Here is a 14,256-nt window from a genome sequence, read left to right on the forward strand (position 1 = left end):
CGGGCGCTGCCACGAGCACGCCTGGCGCGGGCCGGAGTAGAGACCTCTGCTCCGGCCCGCGCCGCACGATCTACGGGAGCGGGTACCCGCTGAGGTAGACCGGCGCGCCGACGCGGGTGGTGTCGGCCGCCTCGCCGACCCCGTTGACCACGTGGTCGATCGTGCCCGCGCTGAGGTTCACGGTCATGATGTGGTGCAGCCGCACGCCGGGCCGATCCGGCACCTCGAAGCCGTTCTCGGTGTGGATCGACGGGTTGTTCTGGTTGAACACGTACACCCCGCCGCCGTGCAGCGTGTGGTGCCGTACCCGGTCACCGACCTTGTAGCCGGCCCACCCCTCGACGTCGCCGTTCATCCAGTCGGCCTGCGTCGGCGGGTCGTACGGCAGTTCGTTCTGGTAGAGGATCGTCGTCCCGTGCTCGCCGTTCCACACCGTGTTGTACCGCTGGAAGTGCTCGACGAACAGGCCGGTCGCCGTCACGTGGTCGCCGTTGACGATCGCCCCGTAGCGGCCGGTGTTGGTGCGCCACCGGTCGGTGTCGCCGTTCACGCCCTCGGTGAAGCCCTCGACGCCGTGGTCGCCACGCCACACCCAGGTGTGGTCGATGAGGACGTGATCGCTGTTGACCTCGAGCGCGGTGTGTGTCCGGCCGATGTGCGGCCCGCCGACCCGGAAGTACACGTCGGACAGGGTGATCGGGTTGTGCGGGGTGCTGTGGTCGCGCCCGTGCCGGCTGCCGACCCGCAGCAGCACCGGCGACTCGCGAAGCCCGGCGTCGACCGTGACCCCGGCCACCACGACGCCGGGGACGCCGGCGACGTCGAGCGGGACGGCGCCGTTGACGGCGGTGAGCGTGGCGTGGCCCAGGCCGAGGACGACCGTGTCGGGCCGCCGGACCTCGATGCTGCGGGCGATGTCGTACCCGCCGGGGGTGAGCAGCAGGTGCTTGCCACGGGCGAGTTCCCGGTTGATGACGTGCACCGGGTCGCCCGGTCGGGCGATGAAGAAGTCGCGGATCGGGATGGTCCGGCCGGGGGTCAGCCCCGTACCCCAGGAGATGCCGCGGGTGTCACGGCGCGCGGCCGGTACGCGGACCTGGTAGCGGCCCTGGTCGTCGACGAACAGGTACGGCTTCTCCCGGCTGAGCGGCGTGGTGTCGAGCGTCGTGTACGGCGGGGCGGGGAAGCCCGCGTCGTCCGGGGCGCCGACGACGCCGGCGAAGACCTGGTTCCACACCGCGTTGGACCAGCCGCCGATCTCGCTGTTGCGGGTGAGCCACTGCTGCTGTGACCCGTTGGTGACGGCGGGCAGCCGGGAGTCGGCGATGAAACCGCCGCTGGCGTACTGGGGGCCGGCGGTGCAGTAGTCCATCAGCGACAGCGTGCCGCCGCTGACGTCGAGGCGGCGCATCGACACGGCCTGGGAGACGGCCCAGAAGTTCGCCGAGGAGCGGCAGCCGTCCTGGCCGGCGGCGTTGATCGCGAGGGAGAGGTTGGACAGCGTGCGCCAGAAGTTGACCAGGGCGATGCAGTTGCCGGTTCCGCCGTCGGCGAGGCAGCGGTTGTAGACCTCGATCTTGCCGTTGACCCGGACGTCGGTGGGGGAGGCGCCGAGGCCGGAGACCTCGGTGTAGTAGCCGACCTTCACCTGCAACGGCTGCTCGGCGGTGCCGTAGCTGCCGGGCAGGAACAGGTACGCGTGCCGGGCGGTGCCCATCTCGGCGTCGACCTGCGCGGCGTGCCGGGCGTCCATGGTGGCCTGGATCTCGCCGAGCGGGGTGTCCGGTCCGAAGATCGTCACGTTGGGCCCGAAGTCCGGCGGTCGCGGAGGACCGGCGGTGGCGGCCGGGCCGGTGGTCGTGACGGCGGTCGCCAGCACGAGGCCGAGCACCAGGGCCCGGCGCCCGCGCCGTCGTGTGCCGTGGATGGTCATGCGGTCGTCCTCTCGGGAGGCGTCGATGGCGGTGGGAGAGCGCTCTCTGAGTGGGGCGCGATGGTCGTCGGCGGTGACGAGGGATGGGAATGTTTCTACCGCGTGAACGGGCCGGGTGGAAGAGCCACCGGCGACGTCCTGACCGGACGGACTCGGCAGGCCGCGCCGATTCTGTCAACGTACTGTTGACGCATGACATCCGAGCTGGATCAGCTCGCGGAGGTGACCGCGGCCCGTACCCGACTGGACGAGCAGGAGCTGACCCTCATCGACCGGGCCCGCCAGGCCGGCGCGACCTGGGCGCAGATCGCCGCCGCGCTGGGGCTGGCCAGCCGCCAGGCAGCCGAGCAGCGGCGCCAGCGCCTCACGGCGGCCGCTCGGGCCCACCGGGCCGCCGCCGACCGGCCCTACGGTCCGCAGATGGCCGCCCTCCGCGCCGCCATGGCCGAACTTGACCGGTGGATCGCGGCGGACCGCCGGTGGGACGAGCGCTTTCCCCGCGCCGCGCTGGTGCGGCGGACCGTCGCGGCGGCCCTGGACGCCCCACCGGGCCCGCTGCACTCGCTGGCCCGGCACGTCGTCGCCGACGTGGCCGCCGCCGGCCCGGACCGGGTGCCCGCCCGGGCGCGGGCGGTGGCGGCGGCGATCGGAGCGGCAACGTCAACAGATCATTGACAGGGGCACCGGCTCTTGCGGCACCTCGACTCAAGCTTCGAGGATCGGAGCTGTCGCGGCTCAACTGTCGGGGGTGTCGATGCGTCGCAACGCCGTGCTCTTCGTGGCCATCTCCCTGCTGTCCGGCTTCGGGAGCACCACCATGTCGCTGGTCGCCGGCATCTGGATCCTCGACCTGACCGGGTCGGGCGGTCTCGCCGCGCTGGTCGGCGTCTGCGTGTTCGCCCCGGTGCTCGCCGGCCCGTGGCTGGGCGGCGTCGTCGACCGGCTGCCCCGGCGGCCCACCCTGGTCGCCGTGCACCTGCTGCTCGCGGTGACGCTGCTCAGTCTGCTCGCGGTGCGGGACGCGGGCGGCACCTGGCTGATCTTCGCCGTCTCCCTGGCGTACGGGATCAGCTACGTGCTGATCGACGCCGGCGAGTCGGCGCTCCTGCCCGAGGCGCTCTCCGCCGAGCATCTCGGCGACGTCAACGGCTGGCGGACCAGCGCCCAGGAGGGCGTCAAGCTGGTCGCCCCGTTGGTCGGCGCCGGGCTCTACACGTGGCGGGGCGGTCACGTCGTCGCCGCGGTCAGCGCTGCCCTGCCGGTCCTCGCCGCCGTCCTCTACACCGCCGTACGGCTGACCCGCCCGCGGCCGGCCGCGCCGCCGGACCGCCGCAGGGACCTCCGGGCCGGGCTCGCCGTGATCCGCCAGGAGCCGGTGATCCGCCGCAGCGTCGGCCTGGCCGCCGTCGCCATCGGGACGTCGGGGTTCACCACCGCGGCGTTCTACCAGGTCGTCACCATCGACATGGGGCTACCGCCGACCTTCCTCGGAGTGCTGCTCAGCGCCCAGGGTGCCGGATCGATCGCCGCCGGACTGGTCGCCGGGCGCCTCGTGAACCGGCTCGGGCCGGTCACGGTCGCCGTCGCCGGGACGGTCCTCTTCGCCGTCGTCTGCCTGGCCCGGTGCCTGCCGTGGTGGCCGGTGGCCGTCGCGGCGTCGCTCCTCGCCGGGCTCGCCCTGCCCTGGGCCCTCGTCACGGCCGTCACCGCCGTCCAGCTCCACGCTCCGGCGGCGCAGCTCGGCCGGGTCGCCGGCACGGCCACCACCGCGATGTTCGGGCCGGTCGCGCTGGCCACCCCGCTCGGCTCGGCCGCCGTGGCGCCCGGCGCCCGTCCGCCGTTCGTCCTGGCCGCCGCGCTGTGCCTCGCCGCCGCCGCGGTCGTCGCCCGCCGGTCACCGCGCCGGCGTCCCGCCGCCCGATCCGGGCCGCCGACGGGTCAGGACGGGACGCTCAGCACCGTGCCCTCCGCGGCGGACCGGTGCGCCAGCTCGATCAGCTCGACGGTCCCGACCGCGTCGCGCGGGTCGACCGGCATCGGCGTGCCGCCGCGCAGTGACGCCGCCACCTCGGCGTAGAAGCTCTGGTAGCGGCCGGGTTCCGTCGGCACCGGGCGCAGCTCGCCGTCGACGCCGAGCTGTCCGTACCGCTCCGGCGGCACCGTGCCCCACCCGGCCGTGCCGGGTCGGCCGCCGTCGCGCAGCGCGGCCTCCTGCACGTCCAGGCCCCACGTGGTGTACGCGGCACGGTCGCCGAGGATCCGCAGGCGCGGTCCCAGCTGCGCGGCGAGCGCGCTCATCCACAGGTGCGAGCGGACGCCCCCGGTGTGGGTGAGCGCCACGAACGCGTCGTCGTCGACCTCCGCGCCGGGCCGGCGGCGGTCCACCTCCGCGTACACGCTGCCGACCGGGCCGAACAGCTGCACCGCCTGGTCGATCAGGTGGGCGCCGAGGTCGTAGAGGACGCCCCCCGCCTCGTCGGCGGTGCCGATCTCCCGCCACCCCGGCTTGATCGCCGGGCGCCAGCGTTCGAAGCGGGACTCGAACCGGGTGACCGCGCCGAGTTCGCCCGCGGTCACCAGTCGCCGGGCGGTCAGGAAGTCGCCGTCCCACCGGCGGTTGTGGAACACCGTCACCGGTACGCCCCGCCGCCGCGCCTCCGCCAGCAGGTCGCGGCCCTCGGCCGCGGTCGCGGCGAGCGGCTTGTCGACGACCACGGGCAGCCCGGCGGCCACCGCCCGCCGGGCCATCGGGACGTGCAGGCGGTTCGGCGTCGCCACCACCACCAGGTCCAGCGCGTCCGCCTGCCGCCACAGCAGGTCGGGATCGGCGACGAGCCGCGCGTCCGGGTGGTCGAGGCGGACCTGCTCACGACGCTGCGGATCGCGGGTCACCACGGCGTGCAGGCGCAACCCGGGGGTCGCGGCGATCAGCGGGGCGTGGAACACCCGGCCGGCCGCCCCGTACCCCAGCAGCCCCACCCGCAGGGGTGTCCTGTCCGCCATGCCGTCCCCGTTCCCCGTACACCCCGGTCGTACCGAATCTACGCGGCGGCCCGGGTCGCCATCCGCGGGCTCCGGCGTTCGCCGGTCCACCGGCGGGGGCCCGTACCACCATGGGTGCTGTTTCCGGGACCGTACGAAGATCGCCTGTGGCCGTTCCCGGTATTTGGTCAGCGCTTCCACCTTCCCCATCGGAGATGCGGTTTCCGCGGTCGGCTCGGGACGGCCTGTCACCGCCGCGTCGGGGGCGGGGGCCGGGTCGCGTTCGGCCGGCTGGGGCGCCCACGCGTCCCGGTCGACATCCCGGTGCCGTGGTCGCAGCCGATGGTCGGGAGAATTGCAAGATAATTGCCGGACAGGGTGGTGGGGAATTGATTTCCGGTGCCGTCGCCTCCCATTCGCCTTTCTGGCATGACTGTCACAGCGGGCGATTGATCGCGATATCCCGTCATTGACCGTCAAGTCATGTCGAATCGGACGCGCTGTCCGGCGAGTGACACACGCCGTTAATGTTGCTTCCGCAAAAGTTCGGGTTCTGTACGGGTCTCACCCGCGCGACCGGTCCAATTCGCGATCGGTGGCCTCCGCTGCTGTCGGCCGTTCGTTCCATACGAATTACCTGATCGACGTACGTGCTGGCCGATCCGCGACAATCACGGGGTTGACCTGCTCATGCCGGCCTGGCCGAGGTGGGGTGTGGTTCGCCGCCGCTACCGAGGTCGTCGAGGTGACGTGGCTCGACGATCGCTGCCCTGAGCTGGGAGAACCAGGGGTCCCGGGCTGCTCGGCGCGTCGGCGGCGCTGGGCGCGGGCCGGCCGGTCGTGACGGCGCGGACGGGCCTTGACACGTTCCGTGTCGGGTGATTTTCTGTGCCTCGCTCGCGTTCACATTCACCGGCGATGGCGAGGTCGCCAGTTTTTCGGGGGGTACGACATGGGTCGCAGTGCACCCTGCGCCGGGTGCGGTAAATGACCTGGACATCGACCGGCGTGCGCTGATAAAGCGATGCCCCGCTGCGTCGGATAGCCGATCCTCGACTGCCCGCGCCGCGCGCGCATCCTACGATGGCCACGAGGGGAAGGCGACGTGCCGCAGCCGCGCCCGGCCCCATGAAGCGTGTGGAAGGTTTCCGCGAACGACAGTTCACGACGCCCGACCTGGGGGACGCGCGTCCCGGTTTCCGGTTCCGGCAGGTCCACCGATTCGGTGGTGCCTGCCCGGCTGCCGTGCCGTTGCAGCGGTCCTCGGTCGGCGCTGGGACGAGGCGAAGAGTGAGGAAGACGTGAACATTCTCGACAACCCCGACGGCCGCTTCTTCGTGGTGGTGAACGACGAGGGCCAGCACTCGCTGTGGCCGCAGGCCCTGACCGTGCCCGCCGGCTGGACGGTCACCCACGGCCCCGCCGACCGCGCGTCCTGTCTGGACCACGTCACGGCCACCTGGACCGACATGCGGCCGTCGAGCCTCGTCGCGTACCTGGCGAGCGCCGGCCAGGAGACCGGCCGATGACCTCCGGTGTGGGCGCCGACCGGCCGGCGCTCCCCGGCGCGGCGGCGGTGCCGGCCCCCAGGTCCCGGCTGGAGTCGATGTCGCCCGCGAAGCGGGCCCTGTTCGAGAAGCGGCTCGGTGGCCTGCGGGCGCGGCCCGACGACGGGATCGTCCCCGTTCCGCGCGAGGGTGACCTGGCCGTCTCCCCGGCGCAGCGGCGCCTGTGGTTCATGGACCAGCTCACCCCCGGCACGGTGATGTTCAACGTGCCCACCGCGCTCCGCCTCACCGGGCCGGTACGGCTCGACGTGCTCACCGACGCGGTGCGGTCCCTGCTCGGCCGGCACGAGGCGCTCCGCACCGTGTTCGCCTCGCACGAGGGCACGCCGGTGCAGCGGATCCGGCCCGACGTCGAGGTCGACCTCACGCCCCGGGGGCTGCCCGCCGGCGACGACACCGCCCTGGCCGCCGCCCTGCACGCCGAGGCGACCCGCCCCTTCTCACTCGCCGAGGGCCCGCTCGCCCGCGCGGCCCTGTTCCGCCGGGCCGCCGAGGACCACGTGCTCCTGCTGACCCTGCACCACAGCGTGTGCGACGGCTGGTCGGTGAGCATCCTCCTGGACGAGCTGCTGGAGTTCTACCGCGCCGGCGCCGAGGGCCGGGCACCCGACCTCGCGCCGCTCACCCTCCAGTACGCGGACTACGCGGCCTGGGAGACCCGGCCCGAGCGGGCCGTCGACCTCGCCGCGAGCCTCGACTACTGGAAGCGCACCCTCGGCGGGGCCGTCCCCGTCATCGACCTGCCGCTGGACCGCCCGCGCCCGGCCGTGCAGACCTTCCGGGGCGCGCGGCACCGGTTCACCCTTCCCGACGGCGTCTGGCCGGCCGTGAACCGGATCGCGCGGGAGGAGCGGGCCACGCCGTTCATGGTGCTGCTCGCCGGCTTCGCGGCGCTGATGTCGCGGTACGCGGCCCAGGACGACGTCTCCGTGCTCACCCCGGTGGCGAACCGGCCCCGCGTCGAGCTGGAGACGATGGTCGGCTTCTTCGCCAACTCGGTCGTCCTGCGGGTCGACACGTCCGGCGCCCCCACCTTCCGCGACCTCGTCGGGCGGGTCCGGGACCTCGCGCAGGAGGGCATGGCGCACGGTGAGGCGCCCTTCGACAGCGTGGTGGAGGCGGTCGACCCGGAGCGCAGCCTCGCCCACACACCGCTCGCGCAGGTCATGTTCGCGCTCGTGCCGGACCCGGCACTGGAGACCGACGTGGCGGGCGTACGCGTCACCGCCCTCGACCACCACCTGCCGATCAGCAAGTACGACCTCACCGTGGAGCTGTGGCCGGACGCCGACGGCCGGTTGCAGGGCGTCGTCGAGTACGCCACCGACATCCTCGACGAGTCCACCGTGGCGCGCACCGCCACCCACCTGGGCACCCTGCTCACCAGCCTGACCGCCGCGCCGGACGCGCCGGCCGCCCTCGCCCGCCTGCTCTCCGACGACGAGTTGCACGCCGCCGTCGTCGAGTGGAACCGCACCGACGACCCGCTCCTCGGCGACGTCCGGGCGCACGAGCTGTTCACCCGCCAGGCCGCCCGTACGCCGGACGCGCCGGCGCTGGTGGCCGACGCGGGGACGGTGACCTTCGCCGAGCTGGACCGGCGGTCCGACGCCCTCGCCGCCCGGCTGCGCCGGCACGGCGTCGGCCCGGAGACCCGGGTCGGCCTCTTCCTGGACCGGGGCGCCGACCTCGTCACCGCCGTGCTCGCCACGCTCAAGGCGGGCGGCGCGTACGTGCCGCTGGACGTGACCGAACCGGCGCAGCGGGTGGGCTTCATGCTGGCCGACGCGGACGTGCGGGTGGTGGTCACCAGCGGAGCCCGGGCCGGTGCGCTGCCACCGACCGGCGCCGCGGTGCTGCTCGCCGACGACGCCGACGCCGACGCGGGCACCGGCGACCTGCCGCCGGCGGTGCGCCCGCACCCGGACAGCGCCTGCTACATCATCTACACCTCGGGCTCGACCGGGCGGCCCAAGGGCGTCGTGGTCACCCACCGCGGGCTCGCCAACTACCTGGCCTGGAGCCTGCGCGCGTACCGGGTCGCCGACGGCGGGGGCGCACCCCTGGTGTCACCGCTGCGGTTCGACCTGTCGGTGACGACGCTGTTCTGCCCGCTGCTGGCGGGCCGGCCGGTGGTGCTCGTCGCCGACGGCGCCGAACTGGAGACGCTGACCGGGCTGCTCGGCGCCGACCTCGACCTCGGTCTGGTCAAGCTCACGCCCGCGCACCTGGAGGCGCTGGACCGGGCGATCCCGCCGGCCACGATCGAGGCCGACGGCTACCTCGTCGTCGGCGGCGAGTCGCTGCACGGCGCCACCGTCGCCGCGTGGCGCCGCCGGGCACCCGGGCTGCGGGTGGTCAACGAGTACGGCCCGACCGAGACCGTGGTCGGCTGCTGCGTGCACGAGGTCGACGACCGCACCGACCTGTCCGGTGTGGTGCCGATCGGCCGGCCGATCGCCAACACCCGCCTCTACGTGCTCGACGCGAACCTGACGCCGGTGCCGCCCGGCACCGTCGGGGAGCTGTACGTGGCCGGCGCCGGCGTCGCCCGCGGCTACCACGGCCGCCCCGACCTGACCGCCGAGCGCTTCCTGCCCGACCCGTACGCGGCGACGCCGGGCGCGCGCATGTACCGCACCGGCGACCTCGTGCGGCTGCGCCCCGACGGCGAACTGGACTGCCTCGGCCGGGTCGACACCCAGGTGAAGATCCGGGGCTACCGGGTCGAGCTGGAGGAGATCGAGGCCGCGCTGACCCGGCTCCCGCAGGTCCGGGAGGCCGTCGTGCTGCTCCGCGGCGACCGCCCGGGGGAGGACCGGCTCGTCGCGTACGTCACCGCGGAGGGCCCGGCCGGGGCGGGCGACCCGCGCGACGCCCTGCGGGCCGACCTGCCCGAGTACATGGTGCCGGACGTGGTGGTCGCGCTGGACGCGCTGCCGCTGGCCGCCAACGGCAAGGTGGACCGGCGCGCCCTGCCCGCGCCGACCCCGCAGGAGGCGACGCCGACCCGGGAGGCGCCGGCGACCCCGCTGGAGACGGTCATCGCGCAGGTCTGGGCGGACGTGCTGGGTCTGCCGGTCGAATCGATCGGCCGCGACTCGAACTTCCTCGACCTCGGCGGCCACTCCCTGCTCGCCGTGCAGGCCATGGCCCGGCTGCGCAAGACACTCGACATCGAGCTGCCGCTGCCGGTGTTCCTGGAGGCCACGTCGCTGGCCGACCTGGCCGTCCGGATCGGGGCGCTGGGCGGCAAGGCGCCCCGACCGGGCCTGACGTCCATGCCGCGCACCGGGCCGGTGCCGCTGTCGTACGCGCAGGGGCGGCTGTACTTCCTCAACCGGCTCGCCGAGGACAGCGCCTTCTACAACGTGCCCATCGCGCTGCGCTTCGACGGGGACCTGCGGGCGGACGCGCTCCGCGACGCCTTCGCCGGCCTGTGGGCCCGGCACGAGGGTCTGCGGACCGTCTTCCCGTCCGTCGACGGGGAGCCGGTGCAGGAGATCCTGCCCGTCCAGGCGGTGGCGTACGCCGAGGTGGACGTCTCCGGCGACCCGGACCCGGAGCGGCGGCTCGACGCGCTGTTCACCGCCGAGGCGCGGACGGCGTTCGACCTGGCCCGGGGGCCGCTGCTGCGCGGCACGCTGGTGCGGCTGCGCCCCGACTCGCACGTCCTGCTGGTGACGCTGCACCACACCGTCTCCGACGGCTGGTCGCTGGGCATCGTGCTGGACGACCTGGTGACGCTCTACCGGGCGTACGCGCAGGGGCAGCCGTCGCCGCTGCCGGAGCTGCCGTACACCTACGTGGACTACACCCTCTGGCAGCGGTCCTGGCTGACCGGGGCGGAGCTCGACGCGCAGCTCGACTGGTGGAAGCGGCAGCTGGCCGACGTGCCGACGCTGGACCTGCCGACCGACCGGCCCCGGCCGCCGGTGCAGACCTTCCGGGGCGCGCGCCACGACGTCCGCTGGTCCGCCGACCTGTCCCGCGGCGTGGCCGAGCTGGCCCGCCGCGAGGGCGTCTCCCTGTTCATGGCGCTGCTCGCCGGCTTCGACGTGCTGATGGCCCGGCTCAGCGGCCAGCGGGACGTCACCGTGGGCACGCCGATCGCCAACCGCACCAGCACCGAGCTGGAGAACCTGGTCGGCTTCTTCGCCAACACCCTGGCGCTGCGTGTCGACCTGTCCGGCGACCCCACCTTCACCGAGGTGCTGCGGCGGGTCCGCGAGGCGGCGCACGGCGCGTACGCGCACCAGGACGTCCCCTTCGAGATGGTGGTCGACGCGGTGGCGCCCACCCGCAGCCTCAGTCACTCGCCGCTGTTCCAGGTGCGCTTCGCGCTCCAGAACGCACCCGGCGGGATGCCCGACCCGGGCCCCGGCCTCACCCTCACGTCGATCGACAACGAGCAGTGCACGGCCCGCTTCGACCTGCTCGTCGACCTGTGGGAGACCGGCGACGGCATCGAGGGGCACGCCGAGTACAGCACCGACCTGTTCGACGCAGGCACGGTCGCGGCGATGATGAGCCGGCTGGAGGCGCTCCTGGAGCGCCTGGTCCGGGCCCCGGACCAGCCGGCCTTCGACGTCGACGTCCTGCTGCCCGGCGAGCGGGAGCGCCTGGACGCGCTCGCCCACGGGCCGGCGCTGCCCGCCGGGGCGGCCGGGCGGACGCTGACCCGCCGCGTCGCGGAGCAGGCGGCCCGGCGGCCGGACGCCCCGGCCGTCACCGGCGGCGGGACCACCCTGACGTACGCGGAGCTGCACGAGCGGGCCGGCAACCTGGCCCGCGTGCTGGCCGCCCGGGGCGTCGGCCCGGAGACCATGGTCGCCCTGCACCTGGACCGGGGCGTCGACGTGGTGGTCGCCGCCCTCGCCGTGCTGGAGGCGGGTGGGGCGTACCTGCCGCTCGACCCGGCGTACCCGGCGGAGCGGCTGGCCGCGATCGTCGCCGACGCCCGGCCGGCGCTCACCCTCACCACGCGTGCGCTGGCCGGCGCCACCCCGCAGGGCGCGGGTGAACTGCTGACGCTCGAGGACGCACCCACGCTGCCCGGTGACCGTCCGGCACCGGCGGTGCGCCCCGACCACCCCGCGTACGTCGTGTTCACCTCCGGCACGAAGGGCCTGCCGAAGGGCGTCGTCGTCACCCACGGCGCGCTCGCCGCGTACCTGCACGCGCTGCCCGCCGCGCTGGCCCTGCCGGCCGAGCCGGTCGTGCTGCACACCGCGTCGTTCGCGTTCTCCTCGTCGGTGCGCCAGTACGCCGTGCCGCTCGCCCTCGGCGGTCACGTCGTCGTCGCCGACCGGGAGCAGCTCGCCGACCCGCACGCCCTGCTCGGCTACGCCGCCGCGCACGGCGTCCAGGTGCTGGACCTCGTCCCGTCGTACCTGCGGGTGGTCCAGCCGGCCCTGGCCCGCCAAGACGGGTGGCAACCGCGGGTCGTGCTCACCGCCAGCGAGCCGCTGCGCTACGACCTGCCGGAGGCGATCCGCAGCGCGCCCGGGGAGGCGCCGCGGCTGGTCAACATGTACGGCCAGACCGAGACCACCGGCATCGTCGCCGCCGCCGAGGTGAGCGCCGACCGGGAGGGGCGCCGTGCGGTGGTGCCGCTCGGCCGGCCGATCCCCGGCACGTGGGTGTACGTCGTGGACGAGGAGCTGCGTCCGGTCCCGACCGGCCTGCCCGGCGAGATCGTCGTCGGCGGCTCCGGTCTCGCCCGGGGCTACCTGGGCGACCCCGCCCTGACCGCCGAGCGGTTCGTCGCCGATCCGTTCGGGCCGCCCGGCAGCCGGCTCTACCGCACCGGCGACCGGGGCCGATACCTGCCCGGCGGCACGGTCGAGTTCCTCGGCCGCATCGGCGACCAGGTCAAGATCCGTGGTCACCGGGTCGAGCCCGACGAGGTCGCGTCGGTGCTGTCCGGCGTGGACGGCGTCGGCGAGTGCGTGGTGCTGTGCGACGACGACGGCGCGGACGACCGGCGGCTCCTCGCGTACGCGGCGCCGCTCGCCGGCGGAAGCCTCTCGGCGGACGGCCTGCGCGTCGCCCTGCGCGAGAAGCTGCCCGACTACATGGTGCCGACGGTCACGGTGGTCGACGCGCTGCCGCGGCTGCCCAACGGCAAGGTCGACCGGGCCGCGCTGGTCGCCGGCGCGACCGTCACGGTCGGTGCCGCCACCGGGGACGGAAGTCCCCGGGGCCGGGTCGAGGAGGTGCTGGCCGGGATCTGGCGGGAGGTGCTGCGGCTGCCGTCGGTGGGTGTGGACGACGACTTCTTCGCCCTGGGTGGGGATTCGCTGCACGTGATCCGGGTGGTGGACCGGGCGCGCAAGGCGGGGGTGGTCGTGACGCCGGCGCAGTTCATCGCGCACCCGACCATCGCGGGCCTGGCGTCGGTGGCCACCGAGGCGGCCGCCGGCGGGAACCGCCGCGACGACCCGGGCGCGGTGGCGCTGGTGCCCTCGCACCTCGCGTTCCACGAGCGGAACTTCACCGACCCGCACCTCTACACGCACATCTTCATGTTCGAGGCGGCCCGGCCGCTGGATCCGGCCCTCGTCGAGCAGGCGGTGGCCAGCGTGGTGGCGCACCACGACTCGCTGCGGATCAGCTTCCCGACCGAGGGCGGCCGGCTGGCCGTCCGGGTCAACGAGCCGTACCAGCCGACGCCGTTCACGAACGTCGACCTGTCCGCCCTCGACCCGGCCGACCAGGAGGTCGCCTTCCAACGGCTGGACCGGTCGCTGCACCGCAGGCTCGACCTGGCGCGCGGGCCGCTGCTGCACGTCGCGCTGGTCCGGTTCGGGCCCCACCGGCCGGACGCGCTCGTCGTGATCGTCCACCACCAACTCATGGACAACAGTTCGTGGGACGTGCTGATGGAGGACGTGCGGACCGCGTACACGGCCCTCGAAGCCGGCCGGGAGCCGGCGCTGCCGCCGCCGACGGCGTCGTTCGCCGCGTGGGCGCGCAACCTCGACACGCTCGCCCGCTCGTCCGAGCTGGCGGAGGACATCGCGTACTGGACGGCGCTCGCCAAGGAGCCGATCCCCGCCTGGCCGCTGGACCACGAGGGGGGCGACGACTGCATGTCGTCGGAGGAGACCGTCGTGGTCGGCCTGGACGCCGAGGAGACGGCGGCGCTGCGCCGGCTGCTGCCGCGGGAGTACGGGCTGAGCCTCAACGACGGCCTGCTCGCCGCCACCCTCCAGGGCTTCACCGACTGGTCCGGCCAGTCGTCCCTGCTGGTGGACCTGGTCGCCCGTGGCCGCGAGATGGGCGGCGACGACCTGGACCTGTCCCGCGCCATCGGCCGGTTCTCGATGACCTCGCCCCGCCTGGTGCGCCGGCCGGAGAAGCCCGGACCTCGGGCGCTGCTGGAGTCGGTCCGCGAGCAGATCAGCGCGGTGCCCCGGCACGGGCTCGGCTACGGCCTGCTGCGCTACATCGACGCGCACCCGGGCGTGGCGGAGGCGCTGGCCCCGCTCGGCAAGCCGCACATCCTGCTGAACAACTGGGGCGAGTTCACCCACGAGCCTGAGGAGTCGCCGCTGCTCGGGCCGCCCGACGAGGACGTCTGGCCGGCGCCGCGCCTGCAGCGGATGCACCAGCTCCAGGTCTTCGCCCGGTTCGGCGACGGCGAGCTGCGTCTCCACTTCAAGTACAGCCGCAACCTCAACGACCGCGAGAGCATCGCGCGCCTCGCGGCCCTCGTGCAGGACGCCCTCCGGTCGTTCGTCCGGCCGGACGGCGACTGACCCCACCCCG

The 14,256-nt window shown here is 74.3% G+C and carries 5 protein-coding genes and 1 pseudogene; 4 read left to right on the top strand and 2 right to left on the bottom strand.

The window, feature by feature from the left end; all coding sequences use genetic code 11:
* Nucleotides 1–70: 70 nt before the first annotated feature.
* Nucleotides 71–1,933: an adenylyl cyclase gene (locus tag AB0873_RS20100; RefSeq protein WP_366601217.1), complete on the bottom strand. Its 1,863-nt coding sequence runs from the start codon at nt 1,931–1,933 to the stop codon at nt 71–73.
* A 192-nt stretch (nt 1,934–2,125) separates the two neighbouring features.
* Here AB0873_RS20100 and AB0873_RS20105 point away from each other — a divergent pair, with 192 nt between their 5' ends.
* Entirely contained in the window at nt 2,126–2,608 is a 483-nt protein-coding gene (locus AB0873_RS20105) for a hypothetical protein (protein WP_366601218.1), read from the top strand.
* Between the two features lie 79 nt (nt 2,609–2,687).
* A complete protein-coding gene (locus tag AB0873_RS20110) occupies nt 2,688–4,010 on the top strand; it encodes an MFS transporter (protein ID WP_366601259.1) in 1,323 nt (440 codons plus the stop codon).
* On the opposite strand, the pseudogene AB0873_RS20115 reads toward AB0873_RS20110, so the two are convergent.
* Nucleotides 3,947–5,125: pseudogene (locus tag AB0873_RS20115) on the bottom strand (Gfo/Idh/MocA family oxidoreductase); the annotation flags it as partial. The gene AB0873_RS20110 and the pseudogene AB0873_RS20115 overlap by 64 nt on opposite strands.
* Nucleotides 5,126–6,216: 1,091 nt before the next feature.
* Between AB0873_RS20115 and AB0873_RS20120 the strand changes: the two are divergent.
* Together AB0873_RS20120 and AB0873_RS20125 are read left to right on the top strand one after the other, a co-directional pair.
* Complete coding sequence (locus AB0873_RS20120) at nt 6,217–6,444, top strand: MbtH family protein (protein ID WP_366601220.1); 228 nt, start codon at nt 6,217–6,219, stop codon at nt 6,442–6,444.
* Entirely contained in the window at nt 6,441–14,246 is a 7,806-nt protein-coding gene (locus tag AB0873_RS20125; protein WP_366601221.1) for an amino acid adenylation domain-containing protein, read from the top strand. The genes AB0873_RS20120 and AB0873_RS20125 overlap by 4 nt, the downstream gene beginning before the upstream one ends.
* The last annotated feature ends 10 nt before the right edge of the window (nt 14,247–14,256 follow it).

The organism is Micromonospora sp. NPDC047707, from assembly GCF_040704235.1.
Taxonomy (GTDB): Bacteria; Actinomycetota; Actinomycetes; order Mycobacteriales; family Micromonosporaceae; genus Micromonospora.